Consider the following 16037-nt stretch of genomic DNA (forward strand, 5'->3'; position numbering starts at 1 on the left):
TGGAGAAATCGTCCTCAACCCCTAGCGCGGCTCGGGGGATGGACCAACCGGATCCGTTTCAAAGGGTTCGGTAAGACTCCGCCACGACGATTATCCACGGTGGAAAAGGTCATCCACAAGGCTGTGGATTACGGGAATCAACGGCCGCGACTCGCCGGTCTTGCGAGAAGGGCGGTTTGCGGCCACCTGTTGGCAACCGTGGGACGGCCGCTTATTCCCCAGGTTCGGCCGGCCATCTAACTCCAACTACCTTTTTTAAGAATCTATAAGAGAAAGAGATAAGGGTGGCCGACCAGTCTTCGGAACAAGCGATCGACAAGCCGCTTCTGGCGGTGCTCCGGGGTGAGCGTCGCGACCCGCCGCCGGTCTGGATGATGCGCCAGGCCGGGCGCTACCTGCCCGAATATCGCGCCCTGCGTGCCGAAAAGGGCGGCTTCCTCGACATGGTCTACGATCCCGCCGCCGCGGCCGAGATCACGCTCCAGCCGCTGCGCCGCTTTCCGCTCGACGCCGCCATCCTGTTTTCCGACATCCTGATCGTGCCCCATGCGCTGGGACAGGAGCTGACCTTCGTCGCCGGCGAAGGCCCGCGCCTCGCCCCGCCGCTCAGCGGTGCCGAGCTGACCGCCTTCACCCCCCGGCCCGAGCGTTTTGAGGCCATCTACGAGACCGTCCGGCAGGTGAAGGCCCAGCTGGCGCCATCGACCACCTTCCTCGGCTTTGCAGGCTCTCCCTGGACCGTTGCGACCTACATGGTCGCGGGCGAAGGCAGCCGCGAGCAGGCCGACGCCCGCACCCTCGCCTATCTCGATCCCGGCAAGTTCGCCGCGATCGTCGCCGCGATCGAAGAAGCCACCGTCACCTATCTCGTCGGCCAGGCCGATGCCGGGGTTGATGCGGTGCAATTGTTCGACAGCTGGTCGGGCAGCCTCGCTCCGTCCGAGTTCGAGCGCTGGGTGATCGCCCCAACCGCTCGGATCGTCGCGAGCCTTCGCGCGCTTCGTCCCGGCCTCACCATCATCGGCTTCCCCAAGGGCGCCGGCGGCAAACTTCCCGCCTATGCCCGCGAGACCGGAGTCGATGCGCTCGGCCTCGACGAGACAGTCGATCCGGTCTGGGCGCATGCCAGCCTTCCGGCGAACATGCCGGTCCAGGGCAATCTCGATCCCCTCGCGCTGCTGGCCGGCGGCGAAGCGCTGGAGAAGGCGGTCGGGCGGGTCCTGTCGGCGCTCGAGGAACGGCCGCATGTCTTCAACCTTGGCCACGGGATTGGCCAATTCACCCCCATCGAGCATGTGGAGCAGATGTTTCGCTCCCTCGGAAAGGCTGCGTGATGCTCGACAGCGCGATCGGCTTCCTCGGCAATGCCTATCTGTGGGTGAAGGCCGCCCACCTCACGTTCGTCATCTTCTGGATCGCGGGCCTGTTCCTGTTGCCGCGCTTCTACGTCTACCACCATGCGACGACCCCAGGATCGGCCGAGGATCGCGCGTGGGTTGAGCGCGAGCGCCGTACGCGTGCGATCATCCTCGGGCCGGCGATGATCATCGTGTGGGTGCTCGGGATCGCCCTGGCGGTGCACCTGGGGGCGTGGACCCAGGGCTGGTTCCACGCCAAACTGCTGCTGGTGATCCTGCTCAGCGGCTTCCAGGGCTGGCTCGGGTCCTACGGTCGCAAGCTCGCCCGCGGCGATCGCCCGTTGGAGAACAAGACGCTGCGAATCATGAACGAGGTTCCCGGCATCATGACCGCGATCATCGTCGTGCTGGTGATCGTCAAACCGTTCTGATCTTGCCGCAGGGCGAACAGGCCCCCATGTTGACTTGAACAGCCTGCCGCCATAGGCCGCTCCCATACGGCCGCACCGGCCCGTATTTCCATGCCCTTGCCGGTGTGACCGCTCGGTTCTCGACGCGGCCTTCAGTCATCCGACTGCCAAAACTCTTAAGCAAAAGAACAAGCTACATGCATCTCAAGGACCTCAAGCAGAAGACCCCCGCCCAACTCGTCGCGCAAGCCGAAGAGATGGGAATCGAGGGCGCGTCGACGCTGCGCAAACAGGACCTCCTCTTTTCCATCCTCAAGGTCCGCGCCGAAAGTGGCGCCGAGATCATGGGGAGCGGCACCATCGAAGTGCTCAACGACGGCTTCGGCTTCCTCCGCAGCGCCGAGGCGAATTATCTCGCCGGCCCGGACGACATTTACGTCACGCCACAGATCGTACGCCGTTTCGGCCTGCGCACCGGTGACACGGTCGAAGGTGAGATCCGCGCCCCCAAGGATGGCGAGCGCTATTTCGCGCTGAACCGGATTACCTCGATCAACTTCGATGAGCCCGATGCGCTTCGTCACCGGGTCAATTTCGACAATCTGACTCCGCTCTACCCGGACGCGAAGCTCAAGCTCGACACGCTCGACCCGACCATCAAGGACAAGTCGGCGCGCGTGATCGACATCGTCTCGCCGCTCGGCAAGGGCCAGCGCGCGCTGATCGTTGCGCCGCCGCGCACCGGCAAGACCGTGCTGCTGCAGAACATCGCGCGCGCGATCACCGACAACAATCCCGAAGTCTTCCTGATCGTCCTGCTGATCGACGAGCGGCCCGAAGAAGTCACCGACATGCAGCGGAGCGTGAAGGGCGAGGTCGTCTCCTCGACCTTTGACGAACCCGCGCAGCGCCACGTCCAGGTCGCCGAAATGGTGATCGAAAAGGCCAAGCGGCTGGTCGAGCACAAGAAGGATGTCGTCATCCTCCTCGACTCGATCACCCGCCTAGGTCGCGCCTACAACACCGTCGTGCCGAGCTCGGGCAAGGTGCTGACCGGCGGTGTCGATGCCAATGCCCTGCAGCGCCCGAAGCGCTTCTTCGGCGCGGCGCGTAACATCGAGGAAGGCGGCTCGCTCTCGATCATCGCCACTGCGCTGATCGATACCGGCTCCAAGATGGACGAGGTCATCTTCGAAGAGTTCAAGGGCACCGGTAACAGCGAAATCGTGCTCGACCGCAAGGTCGCCGACAAGCGCATCTTCCCGGCGCTGGATGTCGGCAAGAGCGGCACCCGCAAGGAAGAGCTGCTGGTCCCGCAGAACACCCTCACCAAGATGTGGGTGCTGCGCCGGATCCTGATGCAGATGGGCACGGTCGACGCGATGCAGTTCCTGCTCGACAAGATGCGTGACGCCAAGTCGAACGAGGACTTCTTCGCCTCGATGAACCAGTAAGCCGCTTGCGCATTGGGCGCGAGAATCTTCGGTGGCTCGAACCGGATGGTGTTGCAGCGTCCGGCGGAGCAATCCAGTATCGGCTTGCGATATCGCGGCCTTGCCTGCCGGATCACCATGGTGACGAAGGCCTGATCAGATCGACGGAGTGACCAGCTTGTTCGAAATTCTTCTTGCCGCAGTGGCCGCCGCTCCCGCCGGCTTCGGCGGACCCGCCGACATTTGGGCGTCGATCGTCAAGGATTTCAGCAACATCACTGAGCCGGCGGCATTCGCCGCGTTCCTTCAGGTACTGATGATCGACCTCGTGCTGGCCGGGGACAATGCGATTGTGGTCGGCGCGCTCGCTGCCGGTCTTCCGGCCGAACAGCGTAAGAAGGTCATTCTGATCGGCGTCCTTGCCGCTCTCGTTCTGCGGATCTTCTTCGCCCTAATCGTGACCCAGCTGCTGCAGATCGTAGGCCTGATCCTGATCGGCGGCGTGTTGCTGCTGTGGGTGGCCTGGAAGATGTGGCGCGAGCTTCGTCACACGGGCGAGAGCGGTGGCAGCCCCGAAATCAGCGGTGACGAGCATAGCGGATTGCGTCCCGCCAAGAGCTTCGCCGGCGCGGCCTGGGCCGTCGCGGTCGCCGACGTTTCCATGAGCCTCGACAACGTGCTCGCAGTGGCTGGCGCTGCTCGCGATCATCCGGGGATCATGATCGTCGGCTTGATCTTCGCGGTGGCCCTGATGGGTCTCGCCGCAAATGTCATTGCCCGGTACATCGAGCGCTATCGCTGGATCGCCTATGTCGGCCTCGCTGTTATCCTCTACGTCGCGTTGAAGATGATTTACGACGGCTGGATCGACCCGCAGGTCGGGCTCGGACGCCTGTTCGGCTGAACGCGCGGGGGCTTTCGGCTGAGGCCCCCTGCCCTCCGGCGACTTGCCAGCCTGACCGCACTCGGGGCATCGCTGCTGGGTGACCAGCGACACCATCTACGCACTATCAAGCGGCGCCCTGCCCGCCGCCATCGCCATCGTGCGGATCAGCGGCTCGCTGGCCGAGCAGGCTACGACAAGGCTGGCGGGAAATCTTCCGTCGCCTCGGCAGGCCGGCTTGCGAAAGCTCATCGGCGCAGATGGTACGCCCATCGACGAGGCGCTGGTGCTGGTCTTTTCTGCGCCCCACACCGCCACGGGAGAGGCGCTGGTCGAGCTCCACCTGCATGGCGGCCGCGCCGTGGTCGCCCGCCTGCTCCGGGAGCTTTCCGGCATCCCTGGACTGCGCGAGGCCGAGCCGGGCGAGTTCACCCGCCGTGCGCTTCTCAATGGGCGCCTCGACCTGACTCAGGCCGAGGGACTTGCCGACCTGCTCGGTGCCGAGACGGAATGGCAGCGCCGCGCTGCGATGGACGGTGCCGGAGGATCGATCCGGCGCCAGGTCGAGGATTGGCGAAGTCGACTCATCCTCCTTTCCGCCCAGGCCGAGGCGGCGATCGATTATGTCGGGGACGACGACGAAACTGCGCTTGATCTCACGCATTTGGTCGAACAGGCGGGGACGTTGCGAACAGAATGGTCGCGCTGGTTGGCGCAGCCTCCGGCGGAATTGCTTCAGAACGGCCTCAAGGTCGTGCTGGCGGGCCCTCCCAACAGTGGGAAATCGAGCCTCTTCAATGCCTTGGTGGGCTCCGAAAGGGCAATCGTCACGGCGATTCCGGGGACGACTCGCGACGTATTGGAAGCGCGGCTGGATTTCGATGGTATCCCGCTGATCCTGACCGATACCGCTGGCCTCCGCTCGACCGACGACGCGGTTGAGCGGATCGGCGTGAAGCGGGCCCAGCAGGCTCAAAAGGGAGCGGATCTCTTGCTGTGGCTCGGTGATCCCGCAAGCACTCCGTCGGGAAGATCCGTCCTTCTGATTCACGCGCGCGCTGATGAACGCGGCCCACCGCCTTCGGGAAGTATTCCTACTTCGGTGCGCACCGCCGGCGGTTCGGACGAGCTTCTGAATCGGTTGCGCGAGACACTTCGTACTCTCTTGCCAGCGGCCGATATTGCGTTGCTAAATCGCCGACAAAGGGCAGCTCTTAGTAAAGCGGAACAGGCCTTGTCGGCGATACGCACGCACGACATCGTGATCGTCGCAGACCTGCTCCGCCAAGCACTCTCCGCGTTAGATCGGCTGACCGGGCGAACCAGCACTGAAGACGTGCTTGACGGACTATTCACACGTTTCTGCCTTGGCAAATAATGCGTTCCACGTGAAACACCTCGCGAGGTAAGCCACGTTCCGCTAAGCGTGCGCCATGTTTGATGTCGTGGTCATCGGGGCAGGCCATGCCGGGTGTGAAGCTGCTGCCGCCTCGGCTCGATCGGGCGCTCGCACGGCGCTCTTGAGCTTCCAACCCCAAGATGCCGGGCAGATGAGCTGCAATCCCTCCATTGGGGGCGTCGGCAAAGGGCATCTCGTTCGAGAGCTGGACGTCTTCGACGGCCTGATGGCGCGCGCTGCCGACGCCGCGGCAATACACCGCCGCATGCTCAATCGCAGCAAGGGCCCGGCGGTGTGGGGACCACGGGTGCAAGCCGACCGAGCGCTCTACCGGCAAGCAATCGAAAAGCTCCTCGCAGATCAGGCGATCGAGCGCATCACCGGGGAAGCGATCGCCCTCACGATCGATGCAGATGCGGTGACCGGGGTGCAGCTCGCTGACGGCACTGCGCTCTCTGCTCGCGCCGTCGTCATCGCCACCGGTACGTTTCTCGACGCCCGAATCTTCATCGGTGAGGAAAGCAGCGCGGCCGGGCGGGCGGGTGAGCGGGCAAGCCTTCGTCTCGCGCAGCAAGTGCGCGAGCTCGGGCTCGCCGCCAGGCGATTGAAGACCGGGACGCCGCCGCGCCTGGACGGGCGCACCATTGACTGGGCGGGGCTTGAAGAGCAACCCAGTGACCGGGAAGTATGGGCTTTCTCAGCTCATCCCGACCGGTTGCCCGGCGCCCCGCAACTTCGCTGCGCCATCACGCGGACGACCTCCCGCACTCATGACATCATCCGCGCTGCCGAGGGCCGTTCGCCGCTCTACTCGGGCGTGATCGAGGGGCGCGGCCCGCGCTATTGCCCGTCGATTGAGGACAAGGTGCGCCGGTTCGGCGATCGCGACGGTCATCAGATATTTCTCGAGCCGGAAGGCCTCGGCGATCCGCTGGTCTATCCGAACGGCATCTCGACTTCTATGCCGCGCGATGTCCAGCAGGCGTTTGTCCGCTCGATCCCGGGGCTAGAACGGGCTGAGATCGTTCGCCTTGGCTATGCCGTGGAGTATGAGCACGTCGATCCTCGTCGTCTCGGCAGCGACCTGCAGACGCGGGCGTTGGCTGGATTGTTCCTGGCCGGGCAGATCAATGGCACCACGGGTTACGAGGAAGCGGCTGCCCAGGGATTGGTGGCGGGTCTGAACGCGGCACGCTTTGCAGGGGGCACCGCCCCGATCCTGTTCGATCGTGCGAGCAGCTACATCGGCGTGATGATTGACGATCTGACCTTGCAGGGGGTGACCGAGCCGTATCGCATGATGACGGCGCGCGCGGAGTTTCGTCTGCACCTGCGCGCCGACAACGCGGTGACCCGGCTTGGCGAAGACGCGCTGGCCAGTGGCGCGCTGTCCCGTGCCCGTGCGGATGCGATCGGGAAGCATCTCGAGGCGCGGTCGGACCCGTCCTTCGCTTCGACCGAGGAGGGTGAGGCAGACGCCATGTACGCGCCCTATATCGATCGGCAGCGGCGCGAGTGGAGCGCGGTCGAGCGCAGCCGCGCGGTGCGCATTCCGCACAACTTCGACTTTCGCAGCTTGGCAGGACTTTCGGCCGAGATGGCGGAGCGATTGGAGACCGCGCGTCCCGAGACCCTCGATCAAGCGTCTCGGATTCCGGGCATCACCCCCGCGGCGCTAACGGCGCTTTACGTTGGCACTGCGCGCGCTGCAGCATGACTGTTTCACGTGAAACACAGGTGCAACTGCAGCATTTCGTCGAGCTATTGCTGGCGGAGAATGAGCGCCAGAACCTCATCAGCAAAGGCAGCGCAGATGCGGTCTGGAAACGTCATATCGACGATTCGCTGCAATTGCTCGACTTGGCGCCTGCCGGTGCCAATTGGCTGGATATCGGAAGCGGACCAGGCTTACCCGGCATCGTCCTTGCGATCGCAGGCGCGCGCAACGTGACTCTCGTCGAACCGCGACGTTTGCGAACCGATTTTCTCGAGCGTTGCCGTGACGCACTCGGGCTCGACAATGTTACCGTCATCACCGGCAAGGTCGAGCAGATCAATGGCAATTATGAGGTAATCACGGCGCGTGCCGTGGCATCGCTCGATCGCCTTTTCGCGATGGCGGCTCCCTTATTGCTACCAGGCGGACGATGGGTGCTGCCAAAGGGGCGAAGCGCGGAGAAGGAACTGGAAGAAGCGCGTGTCACGTGGCACGGTGAGTTCCGGCTGGTACCCAGCCGAACCGATCCCGATGCGCGCATTTTGCTGGCGCAAGGGGTCCGGCGAAGGGCGAGACGGGGATGATCAAGGTCGCGATTGCCAATCAGAAGGGCGGTGTGGGCAAGACCACGACCGCCATCAATCTGGCCACCGGCCTTGCCGCGATGGGCTGGAAAGTACTGCTGATCGACCTTGACCCACAGGGTAATGCCTCGACAGGGCTCGGGATTGGCGCCCAGCAACGCACGCGCTCCTCCTACGAGGTTCTGATCGGGTCCGAAACGGTCGAGGCTTCGGTCTTGCCGACCCGTGTGCCGCGGCTTGACCTGCTGCCCGCGACCCAGGACTTGTCCGGAGCCGAAGTCGAGCTCGTAGAGCTGGAACGGCGCACCCATCGCCTGGCTGACGCGCTGGAGGCGGCGCCGGCGCGCTGGGACATTTGCCTGATCGACTGCCCGCCCTCGCTTGGCCTCCTGACCGTCAACGCGCTGATCGCCGCGCGTCACCTCATCGTGCCGCTGCAGTGCGAATTCTTTGCGCTGGAGGGACTTAGCCAGCTGCTGCAGACGGTCGAGCGGATCCGCACCCGCTTCAACCCCGAGCTGTCGATCCTGGGTGTGGCACTGACCATGTTCGATCGCCGCAACCGCCTGTCGGCGCAGGTCGCCGAGGATGTTCGCGCCTGCCTCGGTGCGGCGGTGTTCGACACGGTGGTGCCGCGCAACGTGCGCCTGTCCGAGGCGCCCAGCCACGGCCTTCCCGCCCTTATCTACGATCTGCGCTGCTCGGGTTCGGCTGCCTATGTCGGCCTTGCCCGCGAGTTGATGGCACGACTTCCGGCACTGAAGGAGGCCGCATGAACCAGCAGGCACGGGGTCTCGGCCGAGGCCTTTCCGCACTTCTCGGCGATGTCGCCGTCGCCGCACCCGCCGGTAGCGCCGAAGGGGTGCGCGAGCTCGAGGTCGCGCTGATCAAGCCCAACCCGCGCCAGCCGCGCCGGGTGTTCGCGGAAGGACCGCTGGCCGAACTGGCGGAGTCGATCGCCGCGCGCGGTGTACTCCAGCCGATCCTGGTACGACCAGGCGCGACCGCTGGGCACTATGAGATCGTGGCGGGGGAACGCCGCTGGCGTGCGGCCCAGCGTGCGCAACTGCACAGCATCCCTGCGATCGTCCGCAGCTTCGACGAGGCCGGGACCGCCGAGGTGGCGCTGATCGAGAATGTGCAGCGCGCCGATCTCGGGCCGCTGGAGGAAGCCGACGCTTATGCCGCGCTGGTCGAACGCTTTGGGCACAAGCCCGAGGAGGTCGGCAAGCTGGTCGGCAAGAGTCGCAGTCATGTCTCTAACCTGTTAAGATTGCGGGATCTTCCCGAAAGCGTCCGCGCTCATCTCGAGGCCGGGACGCTGACCATGGGCCATGCCCGCGCGATCGCTTCCTCGGCCGATGCCGAGCAATTGGCCGAGCAGATCGTCGCGCGCGGGCTGTCGGTGCGCCAGGCCGAAGCGCTGGCCCGCAAGCGCCGTCCGGGCATCGGCACCGACATGGCGCGGGGCAGTGCGCGGCTGGCGGCGGCAGCGCGCGACGCCGACCTGCTCGCGCTGGAGCGGCAATTGGGTGATCTGCTCGGCCTCAAGGTCTCGATCCAGCACAAGGGCGGTGCGGGTCAAGTGGCGGTTGCTTTCTCCAGCCTCGACCAGCTGGACCTGATCTGCCAGCGGCTGAGCGGCGAGCCGATCTAGCTCGTCGTCAGCGTCCGCCCGAGGCCGCTACCCGCGCCAATTGCATCAGGGTTTCGCCAAGCGCCGCCGCGGCCGGCACCGGCTGCAGCAGGATCTGGCGTTCGAGTTTCTGGACCCGCTGGAATGCTTCAGAAAGCTTAGGTGCGGTCCATCGCGGCAGGATCTGGCTGACGATCGGCTTATCACGCTGCCACACCGTCTGCGTGACCGAGCCGATCGGCTGCCCCTGCTCGACCCGGGCGCGGAGGGGCGCCAGCATCAGGAGGCGCCGCTGAAGCGCCCTGACAACGGGGATGGCATCCATCGCCGCGGCGTCCATCAGCGACAGTTCGGTCGCCAGGCCGGCGACATCCCCGGCCAGCGCAAGATCACCGGCGCGGCCATACTCCGCTTCGGCCTGGTCAATGCCCAACGCGTCCACCACTTCCTCGCCAAGATCGAGCGGGTGCTCCGGCGAAGCGCCGGCATAAAGCGCGAATTTCTGCAGTTCCAGACGAGCGAGGATGAGGTCGCCGCCGGCTTCCTCGGCAATACGCTCGGCAAGCGCGGGGTCGACGATCAGACCTTCCTTGCGGGCGAGTTCGGTGACGGCGCCGCGTTGCTCGCGCGGGGTCTGCGCTTCGCAGGCGACGTGCAGGGCGGCCTTGTTGCCTTCCGCTAGCTTCAGCAGCCCGCTGGTCTTCTTGAGCGAACCGTTGGTGATCGCGACCGCCGGAGCCTCGATCTGCTCGAGCTCAAGCAAGGCTTCGACCGCGGGGCAAATCTCCTCTCCGGCCGGCTCGATCCACAGCAGCCGCGCGCCGCCGAACATCGGCAAGCTCGCCGCTTCGTCGGCAAGCCAGGCGGGATCAGACTTAAGCTGCGCGGCCGAGGCGGTGACCTTCTCGGCACTCAGCCCGTTCAGCAGGCGCTGGGCGAACAGCCGGCTGGCGGCATTGTCGGCGCCGCTGAAGAGGTAGAAGCGGTGCGACGGGTCCGGCTGGTCCAGGGCCGCGGCGGCCTTGTCCCGGCTGAGCTTCACCGCCGGCCCCCTCGCCCGGCGTAGAGGCCAAGGCGGGCGACGATTTGGTCGGCGACGACCTGCGCCAAGCGCTCGGCGGCGGTCTGCTCGGCGGCGAGGGTAGCGACGTCGGAGCTGACCACGTCGATGCCCGCGTCGGAGCCGGCAGTGGCGTCAAGCACCACCTGGCCGGTGGCGTTGTCGACCAGCCGATAGCGGGCGCGGATCGTGCGCCGTTCGCGGGTGACCGCGGTGTCGCCGCGGATGCCGAAGCTGGTCAGGTCGTCGTCGACCTCCACCTCCAGGCGATAGCGCCGATCGCCCTGCGCTGGATCGCCCAAGCGGTCTGCGAGAGCGGCACGGAGCAGCCAGCCGACCCGGCCGCCGTCGATGGGCTGCACCGTCACCGACGACAGGAAGGTCGCGGTCGGACCGCTCGACCCGCCGCTGTAGACCGGCCGGAGCCCGCATCCCGAGGTCAGCGCCGCGACGGCTAGGAGGATTGCGAGGCGCTTCACAGGACGATGTTCACCAGACGGTCGGGCACCACGATCACCTTCCTGGGCGCGCTGTCGCCCAGGAAGGCCGCTACCTTGTCGGCGCCGAGCGCCAGTCCCTGCAGGTCTTCGCGCGGAAGCCCGCGCGGCGCGTTCAGCGTGTGGCGCAGCTTGCCATTGACCTGCACCGCGATGGTGACTTCCTCGTCGACCAGCATTGCTGGATCGTGGCTCGGCCAAGGCTGGTCCACCACCATTCCTTCGCCGCCAAGGGCCGCCCAGGCTTCCTCAGCGAGGTGCGGGGCCATTGGAGCGATTAGCACCACGAGCGTGCGGATGGCGGCCGTCCGGTCGGCGGAAGGCGCGGCCTTTTCAACAGCGTTGACCAATTCATAGAGCGCTGCGACGGCCTTGTTGAACTGCAAGCTTTCCAGCGCCGCGCCTACGGCGGCGATCGCACGGTGGAGCTTGCGAGTCAGCGCGGCGTCATTGCCATCGGCCTGCGCCGGGGAGGTTGCCAGGCGCCACACCCGGTGGACGAAGCGCGAGGCGCCTTCGATACCGCCGATCGACCATTCTAGGTCGCGCTCGGGCGGTGAATCCGAGAGCATGAACCAGCGCACCGCGTCGGCGCCGTAGCGCTCGATGATCGAGTCCGGATCAACAACGTTCTTCTTCGACTTGGACATCTTCTCGACACGGCCGGTGCTGACAGGTTCGCCGCTTTCGATATGGGTCCAGTCGTCACCGTTGCGAGTGACCTGCTCGGGGCTGAGCCAGCTACCGTCGCCGGCGCGATAGGTTTCGTGGGTGACCATCCCCTGCGTGAAGAGACCCTTGAAGGGCTCCTTCACCGACAGGCGCCCGATCCGCTCCAGCGCGCGGGTCCAGAAGCGGGCGTAAAGCAGGTGAAGGATCGCATGCTCGACCCCGCCAATATACTGGCCGACCGGCAGCCAGGCCTCGGCCTCGGCCCGGTCAAACGGCTTGTCGTCGGGCTGGGAGGCGAAGCGGATGAAATACCAGCTGCTGTCAACGAAGGTGTCGAGCGTGTCGGTCTCGCGCCGGGCCGCCGCGCTGCATTTGGGACAATCGACCTTGTTCCACGTGGAATGGCGGTCGAGCGGATTGCCGGGGACGTCGAAGCTGACGTCTTCGGGCAGCACGACAGGCAGCTGCGCCTTGGGTACCGGGACGGCACCGCAGGCGTCGCAGTGAATGATCGGGATCGGCGTGCCCCAGTAACGCTGGCGGCTGACACCCCAGTCACGCAGGCGGTATTGGGTCTTGCCCTGCCCCCAGCCGCCGGCTTCGGCGCGGCGGATGATCTCGGCTTTGGCCTCGTCGGTGGTCATGCCGTCGAGAAAACGGCTGTTGACCGCCACGCCGGGCGCGTTCTCGGCTTCGCTCAGTGGCGCATCGGCCCCGTCGACGCCTTGAGCCACGACGCGGGTGATCGGCAGGCCGTATTTAGTTGCGAATTCGAAGTCGCGCGCGTCGTGGCCGGGCACCCCGTAGAGCGCGCCGGTGCCGTAATCCATCAGCACGAAGTTGGCTATCCACACCGGGAGCTGCCAGTCGGGGTTGAGCGGATGGGTAACGGTCAGACCGGTGTCGAATCCCAGCTTCTCCGCGGTCTCGATCTCGGCCGCGGTGGTCCCGCCTTGCTTGGCCAGCGCGATGAAGTCGGCGACGTCCTGCCGCTCGGCGGCGAGCGCCTCGGCAATGGGATGACCGGGCGAAATGGCAAGGAAGCTGGCGCCGAAGATGGTGTCAGGCCGGGTGGTAAACACCTCGATGCTGCCGCCCTCGGGCCGTTCGAATCGGAACTGCAGCCCTCGGCTCTTGCCGATCCAGTTCTCCTGCATCAGTCGGACCTTGTCGGGCCACTGGTCGAGCGAACCGAGACCCTCGAGCAGCTCCTCGGCGAAGTCGGTGATCCGCAGGAACCACTGATTGAGCTTGCGCCGCTCGACCGGTGCGCCTGAGCGCCAGCCGCGGCCGTCGATCACCTGCTCGTTGGCGAGCACGGTCATGTCGACCGGATCCCAGTTCACTTCCGATTCGCGGCGGAACACCAGGCCGGCCTCGAACAGATCGAGAAAAAGGGCTTGCTCGTGGCCGTAATAGTCTAATTCGCAGGTGGCGAGCTCGCGGCTCCAGTCGAGCGCAAAGCCGAGGCGCTTCAACTGGGCGCGCATCCCGGCGATGTTCTGGCGGGTCCAGTCCCCCGGATGCACCTTCTTTTCCATCGCCGCATTTTCGGCCGGCATGCCGAAGGCGTCCCACCCCATCGGGTGGAGCACTTCATACCCCTGCGCGCGGCGGAAGCGGGCCAGAACGTCGCCCATGGTGTAGTTGCGGACGTGGCCCATGTGGATGCGTCCGCTGGGATACGGAAACATCTCCAGCACATAGGCCTTGGGCTTGGGGCTGGCGCTGTCGGCGCGGAAGCAGCCTGACGCCTCCCACCGCTCCTGCCAGCGGGCTTCGCTCGCCGCCGGATCGAAACGGTCGGTGGTCATGCGGACTCCTTAGGGTTGGGAAACTGGTCCTCAGCCGCCGACGGCGGCGCGGCGGATGTCACGGGCGCGGGTGAGGATGATGTCCTCGAGCTTCTGGACGGTGGCGGCGGCGACCGGCGCATCGACCCATTGGCCGCTCTGGTTGACCTGGCGGCTGGCGGCGACGCGCAGGGCATCGGCGCGCAGGTCCTGGTCGAGGATCGAGACGGTCAGCTTGACCCGCTCGCCAGGCGAACTGGGATTGGCGTACCAGTCGGTGACGATCACCCCGCCATTGCTGTCGGCGGTGACCAGCGGCGCGAAGCTGAGCGTGTCGATGGCGGCGCGCCACAAATAGCTGTTCACCCCGATGGCGGTGGTGCGCGACGGCGCGAGTTCGAGCGGGATGTCGCGATTGCGGCTGCAGCCGGCGGTCGCCAACAGGGTGGCCGACAGGAGAAGGGCGGCGAGCGAACGGCGCATGGTTGGGCTTCCTGGGTGAAACGGTGAAAAGTGCGTCCCTTCGCTCTATAGAAGCTGCACCCTCCCCCGCAACCCGTTCCGGTTGACCGGCTTCTTGTGGATTCGATGTCACAGCGCGAGGGTAAACCAGGAAGCACGTGGAACATTCAGCTTCGCCAATCTATGTAGGGCTTGAAGGGATTTGGGCAGGCATGAGTCGCCGGGGATCAGGGAAGGGCAAAGTGGCCGTGGCGATTGCCGCGGTGGGCTTGCTGCTGCCTGCGTCGGTGGTGATCGCCGCCCCTCAGAAGAAGCGTCCGGCGTCGATCGCGCTGAGCTTTGACAGCGGCTTCACTCCAGCTCAGGCCGATCCGCGACTCGCCGCGGCGCTGGCCAGCCGCCCGGCCCTGGCCTCGGATTTCCGCTTTACCCCGTCGGCCGCCAAGCAGCGTCCGTCGCAGATCCGCATCGCGGTCCGCGCCCGGGCCAGCTCGTCGACCCAGGTCGCGCTGCGTGAGCGTGCCGCCGCCGCGGCGCCGATCCCGGCTGGCCTGCCGCTTACCCCGGCTTCGTACAATTTGGGCGCCGCAGTGGGCTGGAAGCGGTTCGCCGTCTCCGCCGACGTCAGCAAGGCGCAGGGCGCGACCCCGGCGTTCGCGCCGCGCGAAGGCGCCTCGGTGGGCGTCAGCTACAGCACCAAGAAATTCACCGGCCGCGTCGCCGCCAGCGCCGACCGTGCCGACCGCGAGCGGAGCAGCGCGATCGCCGATCCGACGGCCTATGCCCTCGATGTCGGCGGCGCCTACAACATCAGCCGTAACATCGCAGTGACCGGCGGCGTCAAGTACAAGATCGAGCGCGAGCAGCTCGCCACCTTCCGCGACCAGCGGCGCGACAGCCAAGCGGTCTATGTCGGAACCGCCTTCAAGTTCTAAAACCGGCTTGTTTTAGAGCCAGGGGTCGATCCCGGCCCAGCCGGCCCACCCATTTTTCACCAGTTCCTCTCCCCGTTCAAGGGTAATGCCGCCCAGCGCATAGGCCGGGCGGCCGCTCATCAGCGCCAGGCGGCGGGCAGATGATTCGCCGAGAGCGGGGGCGCCGGCATGGCTACGAGTCGCGAACAGGGGTGAGACGAACACCAAAGCGGGCTCCCGATGGGCGGCTTCGCGCGCTTGCGTCTCGTCATGCACCGACAGGCTGAATGGCAGGTCGCCTGGATCGCCGGAAGGATTGTGGACCAGCGCGGCGCCGAGCTCAGCGGCAAGCTCGCTGTCCCGCGACACACCAAGCAGGGCGCCGCTGGCAATTACCTCGCGGGCGATACTGCGACGTTCGGCGACAGACGAGGCGTGGTGGCGGACGATTACCCCCGCTCCGGCCGCAGCCGCGCGGGCAATGGCGGCGCCGAGCGCGTCCCCCATCCTTTCGTCGGTCATCAGCCAGGCCCGAGGCCACGATTGCCTTTGCATCGCCTTTGCCCCTAGCAGCCGCGGATGCCCGATGCAGCCGCCCGCCTTCACGCCATCCGCGCCGCCCTTGCCGATGCCGCCCGCGTCGCCAAACGCGATCCGGCGGAGATCACCCTCGTCGCGGTCAGCAAGAACCGGTCGGCCGAGCAGATCGAGGAGCTGATCGAAGCGGGGCAACGCCACTTCGGCGAGAATCGCGTGCAGGAGGCAACCACCAAATGGCCCAACTTGCGCCGGCGCCATCCCGACGTCGTCCTGCACATGATCGGCCGGCTGCAATCCAACAAGGCGGAGGAAGCCGCCGCTTTGTTCGACGTGATCCACTCGCTCGATCGGCCGAGCCTGGCGACCGCGCTGGTCAAGGCAGGGTGGAGCGGACCGACCTACGTTCAGGTCAATGTCGGTGAGGAACAGCAGAAAGGCGGCGTAGCGATCGCCGACCTGCCCGACTTCCTGGAAGCGGTCCGCGACCTGCAGATCACCGGATTAATGGCCATCCCGCCCGCCGAGGTCGAGCCGGCGCCCTTCTTCGCCCTGCTGGCGAAGCTTGTCCAGCGGCATGACGTCAGCGGTTTGTCGATGGGGATGAGCGGCGACTATCGCGCGGCGGCCATGCTCGGCGCGACCGTGGTGCGGGTCGGTACCGCGCTATTCGAGGACTGAA

16 protein-coding genes are annotated in these 16037 nt (G+C 66.0%); 11 read left to right on the plus strand and 5 right to left on the minus strand.

The genetic code is table 11. From position 1 onward, the window contains the following. The first annotated feature begins 284 nt into the window (after positions 1–284). The 9 genes from hemE to M1K48_RS10135 all read left to right on the plus strand — a co-directional run bounded on the left by hemE (position 285) and on the right by M1K48_RS10135 (position 9441). The gene (hemE, locus tag M1K48_RS10095) at positions 285–1334 is read left to right on the plus strand and encodes a uroporphyrinogen decarboxylase (RefSeq protein ID WP_257794143.1); all 1050 of its coding nucleotides are present in this window, start codon (positions 285–287) and stop codon (positions 1332–1334) included. After that, positions 1334–1789 carry a CopD family protein gene (locus M1K48_RS10100; RefSeq protein ID WP_249454930.1) on the plus strand — a complete coding sequence of 152 codons (456 nt, stop codon included), beginning with the start codon at positions 1334–1336 and terminating at the stop codon, positions 1787–1789. The genes hemE and M1K48_RS10100 overlap by 1 nt, the downstream gene beginning before the upstream one ends. Positions 1790–1965: 176 nt before the next feature. Further along, positions 1966–3222: a transcription termination factor Rho gene (gene rho, locus M1K48_RS10105; protein WP_249454933.1), complete on the plus strand. Its 1257-nt coding sequence runs from the start codon at positions 1966–1968 to the stop codon at positions 3220–3222. Positions 3223–3379: 157 nt separating this feature from the next. Continuing rightward, on the plus strand, positions 3380–4105 hold the full coding sequence (locus M1K48_RS10110) for a YjbE family putative metal transport protein (protein ID WP_249505230.1): 726 nt from the start codon (positions 3380–3382) through the stop codon (positions 4103–4105). Positions 4106–4184: 79 nt separating this feature from the next. Next, a complete protein-coding gene (gene mnmE / locus M1K48_RS10115; RefSeq protein ID WP_249454935.1) occupies positions 4185–5462 on the plus strand; it encodes a tRNA uridine-5-carboxymethylaminomethyl(34) synthesis GTPase MnmE in 1278 nt (425 codons plus the stop codon). A 55-nt stretch (positions 5463–5517) separates the two neighbouring features. Then, positions 5518–7200 (plus strand): tRNA uridine-5-carboxymethylaminomethyl(34) synthesis enzyme MnmG, encoded by a 1683-nt coding sequence (gene mnmG, locus M1K48_RS10120; RefSeq protein ID WP_249454937.1) that lies wholly within the window; start codon positions 5518–5520, stop codon positions 7198–7200. 20 nt (positions 7201–7220) lie between these two features. Then, positions 7221–7784, plus strand: a complete 564-nt coding sequence (rsmG, locus tag M1K48_RS10125; RefSeq protein ID WP_249454939.1) for a 16S rRNA (guanine(527)-N(7))-methyltransferase RsmG — start codon at positions 7221–7223, stop codon at positions 7782–7784. Beyond that, a complete protein-coding gene (locus tag M1K48_RS10130) occupies positions 7781–8560 on the plus strand; it encodes a ParA family protein (protein ID WP_249454940.1) in 780 nt (259 codons plus the stop codon). Before rsmG ends, M1K48_RS10130 begins: the two co-directional genes overlap by 4 nt. Then, positions 8557–9441 (plus strand): ParB/RepB/Spo0J family partition protein, encoded by an 885-nt coding sequence (locus M1K48_RS10135; RefSeq protein ID WP_249454942.1) that lies wholly within the window; start codon positions 8557–8559, stop codon positions 9439–9441. Before M1K48_RS10130 ends, M1K48_RS10135 begins: the two co-directional genes overlap by 4 nt. Positions 9442–9448: 7 nt before the next feature. Here the strand turns inward: M1K48_RS10135 and holA are convergent, their stop codons facing one another. The 4 genes from holA to M1K48_RS10155 are packed head-to-tail and all read right to left on the minus strand — an operon-like array spanning position 9449 to position 13925. Continuing rightward, complete coding sequence (holA, locus tag M1K48_RS10140) at positions 9449–10462, minus strand: DNA polymerase III subunit delta (protein ID WP_249454944.1); 1014 nt, start codon at positions 10460–10462, stop codon at positions 9449–9451. Then, positions 10459–10959, minus strand: coding sequence for an LPS assembly lipoprotein LptE (gene lptE / locus M1K48_RS10145; protein WP_249454946.1), 501 nt, complete (start codon positions 10957–10959; stop codon positions 10459–10461). Before lptE ends, holA begins: the two co-directional genes overlap by 4 nt. Continuing rightward, positions 10956–13463, minus strand: coding sequence for a leucine--tRNA ligase (gene leuS, locus M1K48_RS10150; protein WP_249454949.1), 2508 nt, complete (start codon positions 13461–13463; stop codon positions 10956–10958). The genes lptE and leuS overlap by 4 nt, the downstream gene beginning before the upstream one ends. 30 nt (positions 13464–13493) lie before the next feature. Further along, positions 13494–13925 (minus strand): DUF3576 domain-containing protein, encoded by a 432-nt coding sequence (locus M1K48_RS10155; protein WP_249454950.1) that lies wholly within the window; start codon positions 13923–13925, stop codon positions 13494–13496. A 221-nt stretch (positions 13926–14146) separates the two neighbouring features. On the opposite strand from M1K48_RS10155, the gene M1K48_RS10160 reads away from it, so the two are divergent. Next, positions 14147–14839, plus strand: a complete 693-nt coding sequence (locus M1K48_RS10160; RefSeq protein ID WP_249454952.1) for a porin — start codon at positions 14147–14149, stop codon at positions 14837–14839. 12 nt (positions 14840–14851) lie between these two features. Here the strand turns inward: M1K48_RS10160 and M1K48_RS10165 are convergent, their stop codons facing one another. Continuing rightward, positions 14852–15340, minus strand: coding sequence for a thiamine phosphate synthase (locus tag M1K48_RS10165; protein WP_249454953.1), 489 nt, complete (start codon positions 15338–15340; stop codon positions 14852–14854). Positions 15341–15397: 57 nt separating this feature from the next. On the opposite strand from M1K48_RS10165, the gene M1K48_RS10170 reads away from it, so the two are divergent. Then, positions 15398–16036, plus strand: a complete 639-nt coding sequence (locus tag M1K48_RS10170) for a YggS family pyridoxal phosphate-dependent enzyme (protein ID WP_249454956.1) — start codon at positions 15398–15400, stop codon at positions 16034–16036. Position 16037 lies beyond the last annotated feature (1 nt).

The organism is Sphingomonas glaciei (assembly GCF_023380025.1).
Classification (GTDB): domain Bacteria; phylum Pseudomonadota; class Alphaproteobacteria; order Sphingomonadales; family Sphingomonadaceae; genus Sphingomicrobium; species Sphingomicrobium glaciei.

Coding starts and splice junctions, on each gene's coding strand:
- M1K48_RS10100 (WP_249454930.1), top strand. CDS start 1,334: ATGCTCGACAGCGCGATCGGCTTCCTCGGCAATGCCTATCTGTGGGTG.
- rho (WP_249454933.1), top strand. CDS start 1,966: ATGCATCTCAAGGACCTCAAGCAGAAGACCCCCGCCCAACTCGTCGCG.
- mnmG (WP_249454937.1), top strand. CDS start 5,518: ATGTTTGATGTCGTGGTCATCGGGGCAGGCCATGCCGGGTGTGAAGCT.
- M1K48_RS10130 (WP_249454940.1), top strand. CDS start 7,781: ATGATCAAGGTCGCGATTGCCAATCAGAAGGGCGGTGTGGGCAAGACC.
- M1K48_RS10135 (WP_249454942.1), top strand. CDS start 8,557: ATGAACCAGCAGGCACGGGGTCTCGGCCGAGGCCTTTCCGCACTTCTC.
- leuS (WP_249454949.1), bottom strand. CDS start 13,463: ATGACCACCGACCGTTTCGATCCGGCGGCGAGCGAAGCCCGCTGGCAG.
- M1K48_RS10155 (WP_249454950.1), bottom strand. CDS start 13,925: ATGCGCCGTTCGCTCGCCGCCCTTCTCCTGTCGGCCACCCTGTTGGCG.
- M1K48_RS10165 (WP_249454953.1), bottom strand. CDS start 15,340: ATGACCGACGAAAGGATGGGGGACGCGCTCGGCGCCGCCATTGCCCGC.
- M1K48_RS10170 (WP_249454956.1), top strand. CDS start 15,398: ATGCCCGATGCAGCCGCCCGCCTTCACGCCATCCGCGCCGCCCTTGCC.